The 19,688-nt window shown below is 73.3% G+C and carries 20 protein-coding genes; 14 read left to right on the top strand and 6 right to left on the bottom strand.

Annotation, left to right across the window (positions count from 1 at the left end; all coding sequences use genetic code 11):
• Window positions 1–46: 46 nt before the first annotated feature.
• Window positions 47–1,213, bottom strand: coding sequence for an alanine--glyoxylate aminotransferase family protein (locus AD017_RS22385; protein ID WP_010239996.1), 1,167 nt, complete (start codon window positions 1,211–1,213; stop codon window positions 47–49).
• Window positions 1,214–1,501: 288 nt separating this feature from the next.
• Between AD017_RS22385 and AD017_RS22380 the strand changes: the two genes are divergently transcribed.
• Complete coding sequence (locus tag AD017_RS22380; RefSeq protein WP_060575441.1) at window positions 1,502–2,950, top strand: SLC13 family permease; 1,449 nt, start codon at window positions 1,502–1,504, stop codon at window positions 2,948–2,950.
• 8 nt (window positions 2,951–2,958) lie between these two features.
• Window positions 2,959–3,723, top strand: a complete 765-nt coding sequence (locus AD017_RS22375) for an IclR family transcriptional regulator (protein WP_010239990.1) — start codon at window positions 2,959–2,961, stop codon at window positions 3,721–3,723.
• Window positions 3,724–3,740: 17 nt separating this feature from the next.
• Here AD017_RS22375 and AD017_RS22370 read toward each other — a convergent pair whose 3' ends face one another.
• Window positions 3,741–4,484, bottom strand: coding sequence for a GntR family transcriptional regulator (locus AD017_RS22370; protein ID WP_010239987.1), 744 nt, complete (start codon window positions 4,482–4,484; stop codon window positions 3,741–3,743).
• A gap of 67 nt (window positions 4,485–4,551) precedes the next feature.
• Here AD017_RS22370 and AD017_RS22365 point away from each other — a divergent pair, with 67 nt between their 5' ends.
• The 3 genes from AD017_RS22365 to AD017_RS36525 all read left to right on the top strand — a co-directional run bounded on the left by AD017_RS22365 (window position 4,552) and on the right by AD017_RS36525 (window position 8,014).
• Window positions 4,552–5,721: a CaiB/BaiF CoA-transferase family protein gene (locus AD017_RS22365; protein ID WP_060575439.1), complete on the top strand. Its 1,170-nt coding sequence runs from the start codon at window positions 4,552–4,554 to the stop codon at window positions 5,719–5,721.
• Window positions 5,718–6,485, top strand: coding sequence for an enoyl-CoA hydratase (locus AD017_RS22360; protein WP_060575437.1), 768 nt, complete (start codon window positions 5,718–5,720; stop codon window positions 6,483–6,485). The genes AD017_RS22365 and AD017_RS22360 overlap by 4 nt, the downstream gene beginning before the upstream one ends.
• 389 nt (window positions 6,486–6,874) lie before the next feature.
• Window positions 6,875–8,014: a C40 family peptidase gene (locus AD017_RS36525; protein WP_060575434.1), complete on the top strand. Its 1,140-nt coding sequence runs from the start codon at window positions 6,875–6,877 to the stop codon at window positions 8,012–8,014.
• Between the two features lie 81 nt (window positions 8,015–8,095).
• On the opposite strand, the gene galT is transcribed toward AD017_RS36525, so the two are convergent.
• Both galT and AD017_RS22345 read right to left on the bottom strand, forming a co-directional pair.
• Window positions 8,096–9,175, bottom strand: coding sequence for a galactose-1-phosphate uridylyltransferase (gene galT, locus AD017_RS22350; protein ID WP_029239869.1), 1,080 nt, complete (start codon window positions 9,173–9,175; stop codon window positions 8,096–8,098).
• Between the two features lie 8 nt (window positions 9,176–9,183).
• The gene (locus AD017_RS22345) at window positions 9,184–9,975 is read right to left on the bottom strand and encodes a DeoR/GlpR family DNA-binding transcription regulator (protein ID WP_010239972.1); all 792 of its coding nucleotides are present in this window, start codon (window positions 9,973–9,975) and stop codon (window positions 9,184–9,186) included.
• Window positions 9,976–10,280: 305 nt separating this feature from the next.
• On the opposite strand from AD017_RS22345, the gene AD017_RS22340 reads away from it, so the two are divergent.
• The 6 genes from AD017_RS22340 (at window position 10,281) to AD017_RS22315 (ending at window position 16,581) form a co-directional block, all read left to right on the top strand.
• Window positions 10,281–11,966 (top strand): sodium:solute symporter family protein, encoded by a 1,686-nt coding sequence (locus AD017_RS22340; RefSeq protein ID WP_060575432.1) that lies wholly within the window; start codon window positions 10,281–10,283, stop codon window positions 11,964–11,966.
• A gap of 17 nt (window positions 11,967–11,983) precedes the next feature.
• Complete coding sequence (locus tag AD017_RS22335) at window positions 11,984–12,298, top strand: hypothetical protein (RefSeq protein WP_010239966.1); 315 nt, start codon at window positions 11,984–11,986, stop codon at window positions 12,296–12,298.
• Window positions 12,299–12,644: 346 nt separating this feature from the next.
• Window positions 12,645–13,271, top strand: coding sequence for a YigZ family protein (locus AD017_RS22330; protein WP_060575430.1), 627 nt, complete (start codon window positions 12,645–12,647; stop codon window positions 13,269–13,271).
• Window positions 13,272–13,275: 4 nt separating this feature from the next.
• Window positions 13,276–13,782, top strand: a complete 507-nt coding sequence (locus tag AD017_RS22325; protein ID WP_010239958.1) for a GNAT family N-acetyltransferase — start codon at window positions 13,276–13,278, stop codon at window positions 13,780–13,782.
• Window positions 13,783–13,832: 50 nt separating this feature from the next.
• Window positions 13,833–15,116, top strand: a complete 1,284-nt coding sequence (locus AD017_RS22320; protein ID WP_060575428.1) for an Nramp family divalent metal transporter — start codon at window positions 13,833–13,835, stop codon at window positions 15,114–15,116.
• A gap of 175 nt (window positions 15,117–15,291) precedes the next feature.
• On the top strand, window positions 15,292–16,581 hold the full coding sequence (locus AD017_RS22315) for a serine hydrolase (protein WP_082398866.1): 1,290 nt from the start codon (window positions 15,292–15,294) through the stop codon (window positions 16,579–16,581).
• Window positions 16,582–16,590: 9 nt separating this feature from the next.
• Here AD017_RS22315 and AD017_RS22310 read toward each other — a convergent pair whose 3' ends face one another.
• Together AD017_RS22310 and AD017_RS22305 are read right to left on the bottom strand one after the other, a co-directional pair.
• Window positions 16,591–17,379 (bottom strand): crotonase/enoyl-CoA hydratase family protein, encoded by a 789-nt coding sequence (locus AD017_RS22310; RefSeq protein ID WP_010239949.1) that lies wholly within the window; start codon window positions 17,377–17,379, stop codon window positions 16,591–16,593.
• Window positions 17,380–17,388: 9 nt separating this feature from the next.
• Entirely contained in the window at window positions 17,389–18,279 is an 891-nt protein-coding gene (locus AD017_RS22305) for an alpha/beta fold hydrolase (RefSeq protein WP_010239947.1), read from the bottom strand.
• A gap of 127 nt (window positions 18,280–18,406) precedes the next feature.
• Here AD017_RS22305 and AD017_RS22300 point away from each other — a divergent pair, with 127 nt between their 5' ends.
• Genes AD017_RS22300 through AD017_RS22290 form a run of 3 tightly spaced genes read left to right on the top strand, consistent with a single transcriptional unit; the run spans window position 18,407 to window position 19,676 of the window.
• Window positions 18,407–18,961: a hypothetical protein gene (locus AD017_RS22300; RefSeq protein WP_060575426.1), complete on the top strand. Its 555-nt coding sequence runs from the start codon at window positions 18,407–18,409 to the stop codon at window positions 18,959–18,961.
• Between the two features lie 32 nt (window positions 18,962–18,993).
• Window positions 18,994–19,290, top strand: coding sequence for a helix-turn-helix transcriptional regulator (locus tag AD017_RS22295; protein ID WP_060575425.1), 297 nt, complete (start codon window positions 18,994–18,996; stop codon window positions 19,288–19,290).
• Window positions 19,287–19,676 (top strand): VOC family protein, encoded by a 390-nt coding sequence (locus tag AD017_RS22290; RefSeq protein WP_060575423.1) that lies wholly within the window; start codon window positions 19,287–19,289, stop codon window positions 19,674–19,676. The genes AD017_RS22295 and AD017_RS22290 overlap by 4 nt, the downstream gene beginning before the upstream one ends.
• Window positions 19,677–19,688 lie beyond the last annotated feature (12 nt).

The raw sequence follows: 19,688 nt of genomic DNA, 5'->3' as shown, positions 1-19,688 counted from the left end.
CGACGATGCGACGGGTGGTGCTCCTGCGACGCGGGCCGGCGGGGGCTCAGCCGGACTGCAGGCGCTCCAGCGCGGCGTCGAGGCCGCCCGGGTCGATCTTCACGCCGGCCAGGTTCAGCCCCATCTGGACGCCGGCCAGGGTCCCGGCCAGCGTGAGGTCGTTGAACGAGCCGAGGTGCCCGATCCGGAAGACCTTCCCGGCGAGCTTGCCCAGCCCGGCGCCGAGCGACATGTCGTAGCGGTCGAGGATGATCGCGCGGACCTTGTCGGCGTCGACGTCGGCGGGGACCAGCACCGCGGTGAGCGCGCCGGAGTGTTCCCGCTCGTCGAGGCAGAGGACCTCCAGGCCCCAGCCGCGGACGGCGGCGCGGGTCGCCTCGGCGTGCCGGGTGTGCCGGGCGAAGACGTTCTCCAGGCCCTCGTCGTAGAGCAGGCGCAGCGCCTCGCGCAGCCCGTACATGAGGTTGGTGTTGGGCGTGTAGGGGAAGAAGCCGCGCTCGTTGGCGGCCAGCATCGGGGCCCAGTCCCAGAACGTCCGGGGCAGCCGCGCGGTGCGGGAGGCCTCGAGGGCCTTGTCGCTGACCGCGTTGAAGCTCATGCCCGGCGGCAGCATGAGGCCCTTCTGGGAGCCGGACACCGTCACGTCGACGCCCCACTCGTCGTGCCGGTAGTCGATCGACCCCAGCGAGGAGATGGTGTCGACCAGCAGCAGGGCGGGGTGCTCGGCGGCGTCGATGGCCGCCCGGATCTCCGGCACCCGGCTGGTGACGCCGGTGGAGGTCTCGTTGTGCACCACGCAGACCGCCTTGATGCGGTGCGCGGTGTCGGCGGCGAGCCGCTCGGCGACGACGGCGGGGTCCGCGCCGTGCCGCCAGTCGCCCGGCACGAAGTCGACCTCCAGGCCCAGCCCGCGGGCCATCTCCTGCCAGAGCGTGGCGAAGTGACCGGTCTCGAACGTCAGCACGGCGTCGCCGGGGCTCAGCGTGTTGACCAGCGCCGCCTCCCAGGCACCCGTGCCGGTCGCCGGGTAGATGACCACGGGGTTCGTGGTGCCGAACACCGGCCGGATGTCGCGGAGCAGCTCCTGGCCGAGTGCCTGGAAGTCGGGCCCGCGGTGGTCGATCGTCGGCGCCGACATCGCCCGCAGCACGCTGTCCGGGACGTTCGTGGGACCGGGGATCTGCAGGAAGTGGCGGCCTGCTGCGTACGTCATTGTGCGTCCTCCACGCTCGGTGCCGAGTGCTTCCGCATCACGAAATCTCGGTCTCGCCAGTAGACGGTATACCGTCTACTGTCTTCCGTCGAGAGGTCAGAACCGAGTCCCGTCCGAGCCCGAACGACCCGCCACCGCCGGCCTGCAGCACCGGGTTGACGCCCGAGTGTGATCCGGCTGATACTCCAAAAGGAATTGATTTTCCGCGATGCGGAAAACTGTGCGGCCGCACCGAGGCGACCGTTCGCACGTCCCTGCCTGAGTCAGTGCCGACCACAGAGGATCGCGATGTCCATACAACTCATCACCGTCGTGGCGCTAGCCCTGGTGTTCCTGATCGCCACCGTTCTCCCGGTCCACATGGGTGCGCTCGCCTTCGTCGCCGCATTCATCGTCGGCACCGCGTTCGTCGGCGAGGACACCGACGACATCGTCTCCGGATTCCCGGGTGACCTCTTCGTCATCCTGGTCGGCGTCACGCTGCTGTTCGCGATCGCGAAGGGCAACGGCACCGTCGATCGCCTGGTACAGCTGGCCGTCCGTGCCGTGGGTGGCCGGATCGCCCTGATCCCGTGGGTGATGTTCCTGGTCACCGCGGTGCTGACGGCGGTCGGTGCGGTCGTCCCCGCCGCGGTCGCGATCATCGCGCCGATCGGCATGGGATTCGCGCTCCACTACCGCATCAATCCGATGATGATGGGTCTGCTCATCATCAACGGTGCGAGTGCGGGCGGGTTCTCGCCGATGAGCATCTTCGGCAGCATCGTGAACGGCGTCGTCGACCGGAATGCGCTCCCGAGCAGCCCGGTCCTGCTGTTCGTGTCGTCGTTCCTGTTCAACCTGCTGCTCAGCGTGGTGGTGTTCTTCCTGTTCGGCGGGCGCGAGCTGATCCGCCGTTCCAACGCGGCCGCCGCGACCGCGTCGGAGGACCGGATCGCGCTCGCCGCGGAGCCGGCCACGTCGGTGGCGCTCGGCGGCGGCGGGTCGGGCACGCACCGGCACCACTCCACCGGGGGCTCCGGCGACGCCCCCGCGACCGGTGGCGGCGACCCGGGCGACACCGGCAGCTCCGACGGCCCGGACGGACGGAGCGGCCCCGGCGGCACGGACGGACCGATCGGCGAGCCGGACCACGGCCCGCTGACCCGCGACCACATCTTCACCATCATCGGCCTGGTGGCCCTCGCCGTCGGCGCGCTGGCGTTCGGCCTCGACGTCGGCTTCACCGCCCTCACCGTCGCCGCCGTGCTCTCGCTGATCTCGCCGTCGTCGGCGAAGGCCGCCGTCGGGCAGGTCGCCTGGCCGACCGTGCTGCTGATCTGCGGCATCGTGACGTTCGTGTCGCTCATGGAGCGGGTCGGGACGATCGACTGGCTCGGCAACCTGGTGACCCAGATCGGCTGGCCGCTGCTCGCGGCGATCATCATCTGCCTGATCGGCGCGATCGTCTCCGCCTTCGCCTCCACCACCGGCATCCTCGGCGCCCTGATCCCGCTCGCGGTGCCGTTCCTGCTGGCCGGTGAGGTCGGCGCGGTCGGGCTGATCATCGCCCTCGCGATCTCGTCGTCGGTCGTCGACTCGTCGCCGTTCTCCACCAGCGGCGCACTGGTGGTGGCGAACGCGCCGGGCGAGGAGACCGACAAGGTCTTCCGCGGGCTGATGATCTGGGGCTTCAGCATGTGCGCGGTCGCCCCGCTCGCCACCTGGCTGATCTTCGTCGTCCCGGGCTGGGGCTGAGGCACCCGATGACGACGGCGCCCAGCACCGGGAGCGGGACGGCCGGTGTCCAGTCGATCGCCCGTGCCTTCCAGGTGCTCGGCGTGATGGCCGACGCCGACGGCGAGCTCACGATCAGCGAGCTCGCCGAGGCGTCGGGCCTCCCGCTCCCGACCATCCACCGGATCGTGCGGACCATGCTCGATCTCGGCTACGCGCACCAGCTGACCAACCGGCGCTACACCCTCGGTCCCCGGTTGATCGGGCTCGGGGACCGGGCGTCACGGGTGCTCGGGGTGCGGGCGGGCGCGGACCTGCGGTCGCTCGCCGAGGAGATCGGCGAGACGGCGAACATGGCGGTGCTGGACGGCGAACGCGCCGTCTACACCGCGCAGGTCCCGTCCCGGCACTCCATGCGGATGTTCACCGAGGTCGGGCGACGGGTGCACCTGCACAGCACCGGGGTGGGCAAGGCCCTGCTCGCCCAGCTCGACGACGACGAGGTGCGCCGCCTGCTCCGCAGCGCGGGGACGCCGGTGATGACCGGCCGCACGATCGTCGACACCGATCTCCTGCTGGCCGAGCTCGCCGGGATCCGGCGGGCCGGCCGGGCCATCGACGACGAGGAGCAGGAGCTGGGCGTCTTCTGCGTCGCCGTCCCCGTGCCCGGCGCTCCGGTCCCGACGGCGGTGTCGGTGTCGGGACCGGTGCAGCGGTTCACACACGACCGCGCCGCGGAGGCGGACACGCTGCTGCGCCGGGCCGCCGAACGGATCGGCGGACTGTTCGGGTGAGCCGTCCCGGCGGCGGGTCACCGCAGGGCGCGCCGCGCGGCGAGCCACTCCTCCGACTCGGGGGTGCCGCCGTCGAGCTGGTCGACCACGTCGAGCAGGAACGAGCCGTGACCGTGCTCGGCCAGCGCCCGGCGGGCGTCCTCCGGGTCGCCGGCCTCGATCACCTCGAGCAGCTCGCGGTGCCGCTCCACGTTGTCCAGCAGCGTCTCCACGTCGCGGCGGGCGGCCCGGTTCAGCGCGAAGCACAGCAGCATCTGGAACGACAGCGACCGGTAGGTCTCGGTGATCCGCGAGTGCCCCGCGAGGGCCACGATCTCCAGGTGGAAGTCGAACTTCCGCTGCATGAAACGGGTCTCGTCGCCGGCCCGCCCCGCGGCCTCGAACACCCGCAGGGCCTCCCGGCAGCGCTCCAGCCGGGCCTCCGACCGCACCGGCAGCGCGAGCTGGACGGCGAACGACTCCAGCTCCTCGCGCAGCGTCACGATCTCGAAGACGTCGTGCCGGGTCAGGGTGCGGACGGTGGCGCCGCGCCGCGGGTGGGTCACGACGAGCCCCTCGTGCGCGAGGGTCTGCAACGCCTCACGCAGCGGCGGCCGGGACACCCCCAGCCGCTCGGTGAGGCGGGCCTCGACCAGGCGCTCGCCCAGCGCGAGCTCGCCGGAGAAGATCATCCCGCGCAGGGCGTCGGTGGCCAGCACGGCCATGCTCGGCGGCGCGACGATCCGCCGCCGGTCCTCCGGCTCCACCGCCGTCATCGGCATCGCCCCCTTCGCCACTGTTCTGTATACCGTATATCGAGCCGGACCGTCGGCTCCGAGGAGGTCGCAGATGTCCACCGCACCACCCCTGCAGGGAGTGCTCGTACTCGAGATCGGCGCGTTCATGGCGGCGCCGTTCGCCACGATGCAGCTGGCCGACCTCGGCGCGCGCGTCGTCAAGATCGAGCCGCCGGGCATCGGCGACCCGACCCGGTCGGCGGGCCCGTTCCTCGACGGTGAGAGCTCGCCGTTCCTGCGGCTCAACAGGAACAAGGAGTCGGTCGTCCTCGACCTCAAGGACGAGGCCGGCCGCGACGCCTTCCTCGCACTGGTGGACCGGGCCGACGTCGTCGTCGAGAACCTGCGGCCGGGCGCGATGGACCGGCTCGGTCTCGGGTACGCGGCGCTGAGCGCACGGCGCCCCGAGCTCGTGTACGCCTCCGCGTCCGGCTGGGGCCAGGACGGTCCCGCGGCCGGGCGGCCGGGCCTGGACATCATGGCCCAGGCGGCCAGCGGCCTGATGAGCGTGACGGGCACCGAGGGCGGCGATCCCGTCAAGGTCGGCGTGCCGGTCTGCGACCTGGTCACCGCGCTGTACGTCGCGCTGGCCGTCACCGCCGCGCTGCGCGAGCGGGACCGGTCGGGCTCCGGGCAGCACGTCGACGTCTCGCTGCTGGAGTCCGGTGCGTCGCTGGCGGTCTGGGAGGCCGGGATGTACTTCGGCGACGGCGAGGTCCCCGTCCGGCAGGGGTCGGCGCACCAGCGCTACGCGCCCTACCAGGCGGTGCGGACCGGAGACGGGCACGTGACGGTCGGCGCGAACACCGAGCGCCTCTGGTCGGCGCTGTGCTCGGCGCTCGGACTGCAGGAGCTGGAGTCCGACCCGCGCTTCGCCGACACCCCGGGCCGGCTCGCCGCGAAGGACGCGCTGATCGCCCGGATCGAGGCGGTCACCACCACCATGACCTCGGCGGAGGTCCTCGCGGCGCTCGACGACGCCGGGGTCCCCTGTGCCGCCATCGCCGGCTACGACGAGGTGTTCACCGACCACGTCCTGACCGAGCGCGGCTTCTTCTGGGACGCCGAGCACCCGGAGCTGGGCGAGGTACGCCAGCTCGGCTCGCCGATGCGGTTCTCCCGCACCCCGGCCCGCCGCGGCAACGCCGGCCCGTCGCTCGGGTCGGCGACCGACGACGTGCTCGCCGAGCTGCCCCAGCCGGCGCAGGGAGGACGACGATGAGCGACGCAACCACCGCGCTCGACGCCGGGGTGCTCACCCTGACGTTCCGCCGCGCGGCCCAGCACAACGCCCTGACCTGGGACATGTACGCGGCGCTGGTCGATGCCTGCGAGCGCGCCGACGCCGACGACGAGGTCCGAGCGCTCGTCGTGCGCGGCGACGGCGGCCGGGCCTTCGTCGCCGGCACCGACATCGGGCAGTTCGCCGCCTTCACCTCCGGGGCCGACGGCGTCGCCTACGAGAAGCGGGTCACCGAGGTCCTGGACCGGATCCGGGCGGTGCAGGTGCCGACGGTGTCGGCGGTCGAGGGGTACTGCGTCGGCGGCGGCCTGGGCATCGCCTGCGCCACCGACCTGCGGATCGCGACGCCGGGCTCCCGGTTCGGCGTGCCCATCGCGCGGACGCTGGGGAACTGCCTCTCGGCCCGCACGCTCGACCTCCTCGTCGAGTCGCTGGGCCGCGCGCTGACCGCGGACCTGCTGCTCACCGCGCGGTTCCTGGAGACCGACGAGGCAAGGCGGGTCCCGGGCTTCCTGCACGCGGTCGTCGACGACCTCGACGCCGGGCTCGCGGAGCTGACCCCCCGGCTGACCGGCGGTGCGCCGCTGACGATCTGGGCGACCAAGGAGCTCCTCCGCGGCCGGGCCGACGGGCCGGACCGGGACGACTCCGCGGTCGTCGAGCGGGTCTACGGCTCGGCCGACTTCCGGGCGGCCGTCGCCGCTTTCGGGGACCGCCGTCCACCCACCTGGACCGGGAACTGACCGGGCCCGGCGGCACCCGTCCGGCCGGGTGCCGCCGGGTGACCCCCGGCCCCGTCCCGTCACCCGATCGCACCGACCGCTCGTCGTGGACGGTCGCTGCGACCGCCCCGACGGACCAGTACGCCCGCCGTTCGGCGGTCGATCCGCACGCGGATCGCGCGGGAGACGCCGTTCGTCGCACGCACGCGAGCCGGGCAGGCATGTGAGTCACGGACCGGTTACGGTCCTGGGTGCTGGTCGACGAGATGTCGGCTGGTGCGCCCGGTCGGCCGCCTGCTCCCCCGCCCGCCGACACTCCCCCTGGCGCCCACCCCAGCATGCGGCGGGGGCGGACACGATGTCCGGCTCGACCCCCGAGAGCCGGTGTCCGCGTGGCGGCGAGGACACGAATGACCACTGCACTGCGCCCCGGCGACACCCCCGACGTCGCCGGAACCGAGATCCCCCGTCGCCGGCGCGACCGTGACGCGACCGCCGGCATCTCCGCCTCCGAGCTGCTCGCCCGGTACTCCGACGCCGGCTTCGACGCCCCGACCTCCGGCGGCCGCCGCGCGGCCCGCGAGAACGGCACCGGCGCCTTCGGCCCGGCGATCGAGCGGATCGACACCCCGCCGACCGGCCTGCCGGTCGTGCCCGGCGACACCGTCGGGACCGGCGGGAGCGACGACACCGTCGTCACCCGCGACGTCCCCGCCGGCGTCACCTCCCGCTCCGCCGTCGGCCTCGTCCGCGGCACCTCGGAGACCGGCCCGTTCGGCACCCGGCCCCGCGCCGTCGCCGCGACGATGTCGGCCACCCTCGTCGGCGCCACCGCCGTGATGGGCGTGGTGACCTCGCTCGGCGCGCCGGACGACACCCCGGTCGACCCCGCGGCGAACATGGACCTCGCCCAGGCCGACAACCAGTCCACGATGCAGCTCTCCGTGCCGGCCGCCGGTTCCGAGCAGGGCGGCCCGGGGACGAGCGAGGCCGCGTCCTCGTTGAGCACCGGCCTGGAGCACGTCACCTCCGCCGTCCCGCAGGCCTTCGAGCAGGCCGACGCCGCCCGGATCGCCGCGGTCGCGAAGAAGGACGCCGAGGAGAAGGCCGCCGAGGCCGAGGAGAAGGCCCGGTCGAGCGCCCGCGACGGCGCGGGCTCCGGCGAGGTGTCGGGCGACCCCGTCACCGACCTCACCGGCTCCGCGAACGGCCTGCAGGCGCTGGCCGCCGCCAAGACCAAGCTCGGCACCCCGTACCAGTGGGGCGCCACCGGCCCGAGCGCGTTCGACTGCTCCGGCCTGATGGTGTGGGCGTTCGAGAAGGTCGGCGTCGACCTCCCGCGCACGTCGAGCGCGCAGGCCGACATGGACGGCGAGTCCGTCTCGAAGAGCGACCTCAAGCCCGGCGACGTGGTGTTCTTCTACTCGCCGGTGAGCCACGTGGGCATCTACGCGGGCAACGGCAAGATCCTGCACGCGTCCACGAGCGGCGAGCCGGTGAAGTACTCCGACATCGACGCGATGCCGTTCAACAGCGCGGTCCGGGTCTGACCGACCCACCCCCGAGACGTCCGAGGCCGGTGCCCCTGGGGAGGGGCACCGGCCTCGACGCATGTCCGGGGCCGCCCGGGGTCAGAGCTCGCGCAGCCGCTCCGCGACCGCCTCGGGCAGCACGTCCGAGATGAAGGCGCCCGCACCGGACTCCGACCCGGCCAGATACTTGATCTTGCCAGGGGCCCGGCGGATCGAGTGCACGCGCAGGTGCAGCCGGGCGTCGGCACGGCCGTCGGACTCCCGTACGGGGGCCTGGTTCCAGCCCGCGACGTAGGGCAGCTCGTCGTCGTAGAGCGCGTCGAGCCGGCGCAGCAGGTCCAGGTAGACGTGCGGGAACTCGGCCCGCTGCGCCTCGTCGAGCGCGGGCAGGTCGGGCGTGGGCCGGTGCGGGTACAGGTGCACCTCGACCGGCCAGCGCGCGGCCGCCGGCACGAACGCCGTCCAGTGCTCCCCGGAGACGACGACCCGCTCCCCCGCGCGCTCCTCGGCGAGCAGCGAGTCGAACAGGTTCTCCCCGGTCGCCTCCCGGTGCGCGGCGACGTGGGCGAGCATCCGCTGCGGGAACGGCGGGACGTAGGGATAGGCGTAGATCTGGCCGTGCGGGTGCGACAGCGTCACGCCGATCTCGGCGCCGCGGTTCTCGAACGGGAACACGTAGCGGACCCCGGGACGCGCGCCGAGCTCCGCGGTCCGGTCCGCCCACGCCTCCAGCACCAGCCGCACCCGTTCCGGGGGGAGACGGGAGAACGGGACCGAGTGGTCGTCGGTGAAGCAGACGACCTCGCACCGCCCCGACGCCGCCTCGGGCACCTCGCCCGGCACCGGGAGCGGCGCCCCCGGGGCGGACCCGAACGACGGGAACCGGTTCTCGAAGGCGACCACGCCGTACTCGGGCGACGGGACCTCGGTCAGCCGACCGTCGCGGCTCGGGCAGAGCGGGCACTGGTCGGCCGGGGGCTTGTACGTGCGGTCCTGCCGGTGCGCGGCGATCGCCACCCACTCCCCCGCCAGCGCGTCGTAGCGCAGCTGCGAGGCCGGGGTGACCCGCGGCAGGTCCCGCCGGTCGACGAGATCGGCGGGATCGCGGGGCGGGTGACCGGGGCCGTCGAACCAGAGGATCTCCCGGCCGTCGGCCATCCGTGTCGAGAGCTTCTGCACCGTCATGCCTACTTCCCGGGGTCAGCGATGATCAGGCGGTCCACCTCGCCCTCGAGGACCGCACGGTCGGTGTCGGCCAGGCCGGCGTCGGTGACCAGCACGTCGGCCTCGTCGAGGTCGGCGATGGTGGAGATGCCGACCGTGCCCCACTTGGTGTGGTCGGCGACGACGACGAGCTGCTGACCGGCGTCGACGAGCGCGCGGTTGGTGTCGCGCTCGGTCAGGTTCGGGGTCGAGAACCCGGCCGCCGCGCTCATCCCGTGCACGCCGAGGAACACGATCTCCAGGTTCAGCGAGCGGAGCGCGGCGATCGCGACCGGTCCGACCAGGGCCTCCGACGGCGTCCGCACCCCGCCGGTGAGGATCACCGTGGTGCCGCGGGACTCGGCGCCGCCGGTGTGCAGCGCCTCGGCGACGGCGAGCGAGTTGGTGACCACGGTCAGGCGCGGGATCCTCGCCAGCCGGTGCGCGAGCCGCCACGTCGTCGTCCCGGCGGACAGGCCGACCGCCGAGCCGGGCGTCACGAGCTCCGCGGCCTCGGCGGCGATCGCGTCCTTCTCCTCCAGCTCCCGGACCGACTTCGCGGAGAACCCGGGTTCCTCGGTGGTGTGCTCGCCGATCGCCGTCGCACCGCCGTGCACCTTGTCCACCAGCCGGCGACGCGCCAGGACGTCGAGGTCACGCCGCACCGTCATCTCGGAGACCCCGAGGTGCTCGGCGAGCTCGGAGACGCGGACCGCACCGCGGGTGCGGACCTCGTCGACGATGACCTCGCGCCGCTGTTCGGCGAGCAGGCTCATCGTCCGGGGCTCCCGGCGGGAATCGACGTCACCCGCACACAATGCAACAAATACGAACGGTCAGCAAGCGGGCGCAGAGAATGCGGGACCCGATTATGTGGACTCCGATCATCACGCAAGGGTCTCAACTTCGCGCGAAAGTGTTCACTTCTGTCCGAGTGCGGTCTAGCTTGTGCGGTGGCTCGCGCACCGTGTCGTCGCCCGGGCCGGTTGGACGTACGCACTCGACGGCGAGGAGCTTCCGAGATGGATCACCGCGAGACGGCCCCCGGGCGGGCCCCGGAGGCGTTGCGGGAGGTCGCGGCATGACCGCTCAGGACGTCCTGCGCCTCAACCCGAACCTCGTCGACTACCTGCTGGTCGCCTTCTACTTCGTGCTGGTGCTCGGCATCGGCTACGCGGCCCGGCGCTCGGTGTCGTCGAGCCTCGACTTCCTGCTGTCCGGCCGGTCGATGCCGGCCTGGATCACCGGTCTGGCCTTCATCTCGGCCAACCTGGGCGCGATCGAGCTCATCGGCATGGTGGCCAACGGCGCGCAGTACGGCGTGCCGACGGTGCACTACTACTGGCTCGGCGCCATCCCGGCGATGGTGTTCCTCGGCATCGTGATGATGCCGTTCTACTACGGCTCCCAGGCCCGCAGCGTCCCGGAGTTCCTGCTCAAGCGGTTCAACCGGACCACCCAGCGGGTGCAGGCCGTGATCTTCGCGGTGGCCTCGATCCTGATCGCGGGCGTCAACCTGTTCTCGCTCGGCCTGGTGCTCGAGGCGCTGCTCGGCTGGTCGCTGTACCTGGCCATCCCGGTCGCGGCCGTCGTGGTCCTCGGGTACATCAGCCTGGGCGGCCTCTCCGCGGCGATCTACACCGAGGTCCTGCAGTTCTTCGTGATCCTCGCGCTGCTGATCCCGCTGACCGTCGCCGGGCTGAACCGGGTCGGCGGCTGGGACGGCCTGACCAGGGCGGTGACCGAGGGCCCCAGCGGGGGCGCCGACCTCAACGCCTGGCCGGGCACGCCGCTGACCGAGATCGCGAACCCGTTCCTGTCCGTGCTGGGCATCGTGTTCGGTCTCGGCTTCGTGCTCTCGTTCGGCTACTGGACGACGAACTTCGCCGAGGTCCAGCGCGCACTGTCGGCCAAGAGCATGTCCGCGGCCCGGCGCACCCCGATCATCGGCGCGTTCCCGAAGGCGCTGGTCGTGCTGGTCATCGTGACCCCCGGCATGATCGCCGCGATCCTGGTCCCGCAGATCAGCGCGGTGAAGGAGGGCGGCGGTGAGGCCGTCGACGGCATCACCTACAACAACGCGCTGTCGCTGCTGATGAAGGAGGTCCTGCCGAACGGCATCCTCGGCGTCGCGATCGCCGGCCTGCTGGCCGCGTTCATGGCGGGCATGGCGGCGAACATCAGCTCGTTCAACACCGTGTTCACCTACGACATCTGGCAGGACTGGCTCCGGCCGGACCGCCCGGACCGGTACTACCTGCAGGTGGGCCGGATGGTGACGATCATCGGCTGCGTGCTGGCGATCGGTACGGCGTTCATCGCCTCGGGCTCCGAGAACCTGATGGACTACATCCAGTCGCTGTTCAGCTTCTTCAACGCACCGCTGTTCGCGATCTTCATCCTGGGCCTGTTCTGGAAGCGGATGACCGGTCCGTCGGCCTGGATCGGCCTGCTGTCCGGCACCACGGCCGCGGTGCTCGTCGACGTCCTGGTGCGCACCGAGGTGTGGCAGATGTCCAGCCAGGCCGGCAGCTTCGTCGGCGCGATCGCCGCGTTCGTCGTCGGTGTCGGCGTCGCCGCCGGGGTGTCGATGGTGAGCACCCCGAAGCCGGACGCCGAGCTGGTCGGTCTGGTCTGGAGCCTGACGTCCAAGGAGGCCCGCACGCACTCCTCGGAGGGCGACGACGCGGGCTGGTACCGGTCGCCCATGGTCCTGGGAGCCTTGGTGCTCGCCCTGACCGTGGTTCTCTACATCATCGTCGGCTGACCGGAGGGAGACCAGAGATGACCGAGGACAACTCCGGCGGCGTCGACCCCGGGACCGGCGACCGGGCCGGGACCGACGCCCCGATCTCGACCACCGCGACCAACCTGTTCGACCTGCGCTCGGTGATCGCGCTGCTGTTCGGGGTCTACGGCCTCGTCCTGCTGATCGTCGGGCTGGTCTCCGGGAACGATCCGGAGAACCTGGCGAAGACCGGCGGGACGAACCTCAACCTCGACACCGGCATCGCGATGCTGGTCGTCGGCGCGCTGTTCGTGCTGTGGGTGCGGCTGCGGCCGCTGAAGATCCCCTCGCGGGACGACGGCGAGGACTGAGCGCCGCTCCGCCCTCGGGCGCCCGTGACGGCGGCCGGTGGGCCGGGGGTCAGCGACCCCGGCCCGCCGGCGTCGGGTAGACCGGGTTGAACGCCTGCAGGGTGTAGGCGTCGATCCGGCGGGCGATCGTGCCGAGGCCGCTACGGAGGACGCGGAGGGTGTCGCTCATGGGTGTGGGTCCCTTCTTCTCCCGGAGGTCCCGGATCTCCGGGACCGCTCTCGTGCCGGGAGGGGCGGCACCGCCGGGTGGGGCGGAGCCCCTCACCGGACACGACCAGTCTGCACTGAATCGATCCCGTGGCGCCGCCGATGGCGAGCGCCGTCACGGTGTGACCCGGAGCGCGTCGTGCGGGTGATCGCCCGCGACGGGGTGCACGAGATCGAGATCCAGCGCTCCCGCTTCGTGTGCACCGTGGCCCGCACCGGCACGGTCGAGGCCGCGACCGCCGTGATCGAGCGGGTCCGGCGGGCCGGACCGGACGCCACCCACCACTGCACCGCCCTGCGGATCGGCGACCCGGCCACCGGGGACCTCACCGCCCGCTCGAACGACGACGGCGAACCCTCGGGCACCGCAGGCGTCCCGATGCTGGAGGTGCTGGCCCGGCGCGGGCTCACCGACGTCGTCGCCGTCGTGTCCCGCTGGTTCGGCGGCACCAAGCTCGGCGCGGGCGGCCTGGTCCGGGCCTACTCCGGCGCGCTGGCCGAGACCCTCGACACCGTCGGGGAGCTGCGCCGGGTCCGGCACCGCGAGCTGCTGCTCGCCGTGCCGCACGACCGGGCCGGGCGCCTCGAGCACGACCTGCGCCACTCCGCCTACCGGCTCTGCGACGTCGAGCACGGCGCGGACGTCACGCTGACCGTGGCCGTCGCCGAGGACGACGTCGACGGGTTCGGCGACTGGCTCGCCGAGCACACGGGCGGCTCGGTCGAGGCCCTCGACGCCGGCCCGCGCGAGCTCTACCTACCCTGAGCCGGTGGAGATCAGGGACGCGACCGACGACGACTGGCCGGCGATCTGGGCGGTACTGCGCCCGATCTTCGCCGAGGGCCGGACCTACACCGTGCCGGTCGACGCCGGCGAGACGTGGGCACGCGGCATGTGGATGCTCCCGCCGCCCGGGCGGGTCGTCGTGGCCGTCGACGACGGCGTGGTGGTCGGCACCGCCAAGACCGGCCCGAACCAGCCCGGCCCCGGCTCGCACGTGGCCACCGCGAGCTTCGCCGTCGACCCGGAGCGGGCCGGGCGCGGTACCGGGCGCGCACTGGGTGAGCACGTCGTCGCGCTGGCCGGCTCCCTCGGGTACACGGCGATGCAGTTCAACGCGGTCGTCGCGACCAACACCCGGGCCGTCGCGCTGTGGCACTCGCTCGGGTTCGCGACGGTCGGGATCGTGCCGGACGCGTTCCGGCTCCCCGACGGGTCGACGACCGGCCTGCACGTGATGCACCGCAGGCTGGACCCCACTTCCGTGCAGAGTTAGCCGCACCTACACTCCGTCTTCGCCGGACCTTCACACCACGGGGGGCGACCATGGCGACGGTGCGTACCGACGGCCCCGGGACCGACTCCGGGACCGTCACGGTCGAGCAGCTGCGCCGCCGCGGCTGGCGCGGCCGCCTGGTCGTGCTCGGCCCGGCGTTCGTCGCCGCGGTCGCCTACGTCGATCCCGGCAACTTCGCCACCAACTTCTCGGCCGGCGCCGGCTACGGCTACCTGCTGGTCTGGGTGATCGTCGTCGCCAACCTGATGGCGATGCTGATCCAGTCGCTGTCGGCGAAGCTCGGCCTCGCCACCGGCAAGAACCTGCCCGAGCTGTGCCGGGAGCACCTGTCCCGGTGGGGCACCCGGTTCATGTGGGCGCAGGCCGAGCTGGTCGCGATCGCCACCGACCTCGCCGAGGTGATCGGCGGCGCGGTCGCGCTGCACCTGCTGTTCGGGATCCCGCTGTTCACCGGCGGCCTGATCACCGGTGTGATCGCGTTCGCGCTGCTGGGCCTGCAGTCGCGCGGGCACCGGCCGTTCGAGCGGGCGATCGTGTTCCTGCTCGCGATCATCCTGGTCGGGCTGACGTCGACGCTGTTCCGCACCGACGTCGATCCCGGCGGGGTCGCCGCCGGTCTCGTCCCGGGCTTCGCGGGTCTGGACTCGCTCGTGCTCGCCACCGGCATCCTCGGCGCGACCGTCATGCCGCACGTGATCTACCTGCACTCGGCACTGACCCAGAAGCGGCTGGTGGCGCGCTCCCCGGAGGACACCCGCTTCCTGCTGCGCACCGGCCGGACCGACATCGTGCTCGGGATGGGCCTGGCCGGGCTGGTCAACCTGTCGATGCTGGTCGTCGCGGCCGCGCTGTTCTTCGGCACCGACGTGCCCGGCACCGACACCCTGGAGGGGATTTTCGCCGGGCTCGGGACCGAGCTCGACACCGTCGCGGCCTACGGGTTCGCGATCGCGCTGCTGGCGTCCGGGTTCGCCTCGTCCGGGGTGGGGACCTACGCCGGGCAGGTGATCATGGCCGGGTTCCTGCGCCGGCGGATCCCGCTGCTGCTGCGCCGGCTGCTCACGCTCGCCCCGGCACTCGTCGTGCTCGGCTTCGACATCGACCCGACGCAGGCGCTCGTCCTGTCGCAGGTGGTGCTCTCGTTCGGGATCCCGTTCGCGCTGGCCCCGCTGGTGTGGCTGACGGCGAAGCGGTCGGTGATGGGCGACCTGGTGAACCACCGGGCCACGACGGCCGCGGCCGTCGTCGTCACCGCGATCGTGGTGGCGCTGAACGGCGTGCTGCTCTGGCAGACGTTCTCCGGGACGGGCTGACACCGTCTCGCCTACCCCGGGCGCCCGCATCCCCGCTGGTCCGGACGGTGGCTGTGACGCCACGGGCCCTGCCCCAGCATGGGTGGGACCGGCCCGGTGCGGGCCCCGTGAAGCGTCGGAGCAGCGGATGCGTCCTCGTGCCGAGTGGTGCCGGAACCCGCCCGGGCGTGGGCCCGTGGGCGTGCTCGTGGCCGTCCTCCTCCTGGTGAGCGGGTGCGCGGCGGGTGCCGCACCCCCGTCGACGGCCGGCGCCCCGCCGGCCGCACCGACACCGACCCCGTCACCGGCCGTCCCGGGCGGCCCGCCGGTGCTGCGGACGATCGACCCCGCAGCGCTGCAGGACGCCGTCGACCGGACCGCCGCACAGCTGATGGTCCCCGGCGCCGTGGTGGAGGTCCGCACCCCGCAGGGAGCGTTCACCGCCACCACCGGCACGACCCGGCGCGGCGCCACGGACCGGCCGGACGGCGCCACCCGGGTCCGGATCGCCTCCATCACCAAGACCCTGACCGCCGCGGTGGTCGTCCAGCTCGCGCAGGAGGGCAGGCTGCGGCTCGACGACCCGGTGTCGGCCCACGTCCCGGGCGTCCCCGGCGGCGGGGACATCACGGTCGCCGACCTGCTGACGATGCGCAGCGGGCTGTACGGGTTCACCGGCGACCCCGGGTTCGCGGCGACCCTCGACGCCGATCCCGGGAAGGTCTGGACGCCGCAGGAGACGCTGGCGATCGCGTACCGGCACCCGCCGCTGTTCCCGCCCGGCACCGCCTACGACTACAGCAACACGAACTACACCCTGCTCGGCCTGGTCGTCGAGCAGGTCGAGGGCAGGCCGCTGGGCCAGGTGTACCGGGACCGGCTGCTCGATCCGCTCGGCCTGCGGGCGACGTACCTCCCGGCGGCCACGGACGCGTCGTTGCCCGACCCGTACTCGCACGGCTACATGTACGGCGGGTCGGCGTACGCGCTGGTGGACGTGCCGTACCCGCCGGAGGTGCAGGCCGCGGCGCGGGCGGGGACGCTGGCGCCCGTCGACCACACCCACCAGAACCCGTCCTACGCCTGGGCGGCGGGCGGCGTGGTGTCCACCGCCGACGACCTCGCCGCCTGGATCCGGGCACTGGCCGGGGGCCGGGTCTTCGACGCCGCGACCCAGGAGCGGTGGGCCGGCAGCCCGCGCCCCGCGGACCCGGCCGAGCCCGACGCATCCCAGTACGGGTACGGCATCGAACGCCAGACACTCGCCCCCGGCGCCACCATGTACTTCCACTTCGGCGAGATGCCGGGCTACAACGCCTTCGCCGGCCACGACCCGGTCAACGACGTGACGCTGGTGATCTGGAGCAACCTGACCGTCGGGCTCGACGGCCGGCAGACCGCGAACACCCTGCTGCTGGAGGTCGCCCGGCAGGTCTACCAGCTCGACGAAGCACCGGCTCCGGCGGCGCCGACCAGCACGGGGTGACGCCCGGGGTCAGCGGCCCCGCCACACGGGGTCGCGCTTCTCGGCGAACGCGGCGGCGCCCTCGCGGGCGTCCTCGGAGGTCAGGACCGGGCCGACGACGTCGTCGTGCCGGGCCCAGCGGTCGTCGCCCCAGTCCGGGCTCTCCAGCACCACCCGCTTCGACGCCGCGACGCCGAGCGGCCCGTTCACCGCGATCCGCGCGGCCAGCTCCAGGGCGGCGTCGAGCGCGCCGCCGTCGTCGACGACCCGGTTGACCAGACCGGCGGCCTCGGCGCGGGCGGCGTCGATCGGGTCGCCGGTCAGCAGCATCTCCAGGGCCAGCGCCCGCGGCACCCGGTTCGCCAGCTCCAGCGCGCCACCGGCCGCGGCGACCAGCGACCGCTTCACCTCCGGCACCCCGAAGCGGGCGCCACGGGCGGCGACGACGAGGTCGCACGCCAGCATCAGCTCGAAGCCGCCTGCCAGCGCCCAGCCCTCGACGGCGGCGATCATCGGCTTGCGCGGCGGCCGCTGGGTGATCCCGCACAGCCCGCGGCCGGGCAGCGAGGGCCGCTCGCCCTTCAGGAACGCCTTGAGGTCCATCCCGGCGGAGAACACCCCGCCCGCGCCGGTGAGGACCCCGGCGCGCAGGTCGCCGTCGGCGTCGAGCTCGTCGACGGCCGCGGCCACCGCCGTCGCGACGTTCTCGTTGAGGGCGTTCTTCGCGCGGGGCCGGTTGATGGTGATCACCTGGACGCCGTCGCGGCGCTCCACCAGGACCTCGGACTCGGAAACGGTCAGCTCTGACTGCTCGGTCATGGCGCCACTCTAGAACGCCGGGGCCACCACGGGCACCGAGTGCTCCCAGTCGGCGAGCAGCGTGCGCAGCGCGGTCACCAGCGCCAGCGGCTGGTCGATCATGACGTGGTGCCCGGCTCCGGGGATCTCGACGACCGGGGCCGCGCGGCCCATCCGGTCGACGACCATCTCCCCCATGTCCGCCGGGACGAGCCCGTACTCGGCGCGGAACAGCGCGATCCGGCACCCGGGCCGCCCGAGCTCGCCGGGCGTCAGCCCGATCCCGCCGAAGATCTTCGGGTCGAACTTCCAGCTCCAGCCGCCGTCGACGGCACGGATGCTGTGCTCCGCGATGTGGCGGTGCACCCACGGCAGGTCGCCGTCCTGCTCGGGGACGGTGCGGAAACGGGCGAGCAGCGCGTCGCGGTCGGTGTGCACGCGGGCCGGGCCGAACGCCCGCCGCTGCCGGGCGGCCCGCTCCTCGGGGGAGCGCTCCCGCACCGGGGAGTCCACCGCGACCGCACCCGCGAGCTCCTCGCCGTGGCGCAGGGCCGCGGTGAGCGTGACGAAGCCGCCCATGCTGTGCCCGATCAGCGTCGGACGCTCACCCAGGCCGGCCGCGCCGATCACCCCGCGCAGCTCGGCCGCCCACCGGTCCAGGTCGTAGGACGGGGCGCGCCCGGAGTCGCCGTGCCCGGACAGGTCCACGGCGACGACCCGCCGGGAGCCCTCCACCAGCAACGGCGCCACGTGGTCCCACCAGCGCGCGTGCGCGGCCCCGCCGTGTACCAGCAGGACGCCGGGACCGCCCGGCTCGCCCCAGGTGCGGTAGACGATCGGGACGCCGTCCACCTCGACCTGCCCGGTGCCGGCCGGCGTGGCGACCGCCGAGGTGAACCATGCGGGCGGCTGGTCGGACACACGCGCCTCCGATCGACGGGTACGGATCCGCCGAACCTACCTCCTCCCCACTTCTGGCTACGCCCCGTAACGATGCGGCGGACCCGGGCGAACCGGTCCGCAACAGTCGCGGCAGGGCGGAGGAGCCATGGGCGATACGACGACCGGGACCGTCCTGCGCGCCCTGCCCCGGGACCGGGTCGCCTGGTCCCGGGTGGACCGGACGCTGTCCGCCGCACTCACCGCGCTCGCGACCGACGTGCACGCGCCCGCCGCGGCCGGCGGCGCCCTGCGAGCATGGCGGCAGCTGTCCGGACCGTTGCGCGCGGCCCAGGCCCGCCCGGGCTACCGGCCCGGGCCGTGCCCGGACCTGTGCCTGGTCGCCGTCTCCCCCGCCGACTGCGACGCCCTGGGACGGCTGGCCCGCGCGCTGGGACGGCTGCTGCTCCCGGGCGCGGAGCCCGGCCCGGTGGCCGCGCTCGACCGGGCGGCCGGGTGCGCCCGCACGACGGCCGAGGACCTCGTCGTCGGGCTGGCCCGCGCGCACGGCCTGCTCGACCTCGACCACGGGCCCGACGGCGAGCTGCTCTACGCCCTCGCGGGCGTCCGGGCGGCCGGGCCCGCGGTGCGCGCGGCGCACGACCGGGTCACCGGCCGGGTCGCGACGATGTGGGCGGCGGGTGAGCGCGCCGGCCGCCCTTGACAGGCAAGTACATACTTGCCTATAAAGGGTCCGTGGACGCGGACCCGGAGCTGTTCAAGGCGATCGGGGACGCGACGCGGCGCATCATCCTGGACGAGCTGACCGAGCGGGACGGGCAGACCCTGTTCGAGATCTGCGGCCGACTCTCCATGAAGCACGGCCTGGGCTCGACCCGCCAGGCCGTCTCCCAGCACCTCGCGGTGCTGGAACAGGCCGGCCTGGTGCGCACCCGCCGCCAGGGCCGGTACAAGTTCCACCACATCGACGCGCGCCCGCTGCGCGCGATCGCCGAACGGTGGCCCGTCGACCGCGAAGGACCCCTCCCATGATCCGCATCAACGTCACCAGCGTGCTGGTCGACGACCAGGCCAAGGCGCTCGCCTTCTACACCGACAAGCTCGGCTTCGTCCCGAAGACCGACGTGCCCGCGGGCGACGCGCGGTGGCTCACCGTGGTCTCCCCCGCCGACCCGGACGGCGTCGAGCTGCTGCTGGAGCCGGACGGGCACCCCGCCGCCGGCCCGTTCAAGAAGGCCCTGACCGCCGACGGCATCCCCTTCACCCAGTTCGCCGTCGACGACGTGTACGCCGAGGTCGAGCGCCTCAAGGGATTGGGTGTCGAGTTCACCCAGGAGGCCACCGACCTGGGCCCCGTCGTGGTCGCCGTCCTCGACGACACCTGCGGGAACCTGATCCAGCTCGCCACCATGAAGTAGCACCCCCTGGCG

It is taken from the genome of Pseudonocardia sp. EC080619-01, from assembly GCF_001420995.1.
Lineage (GTDB): Bacteria > Actinomycetota > Actinomycetes > Mycobacteriales > Pseudonocardiaceae > Pseudonocardia.
The sequence above is the reverse complement of the archived record's forward strand: the minus strand, read 5'-3'. Positions and strand labels throughout refer to the sequence as shown.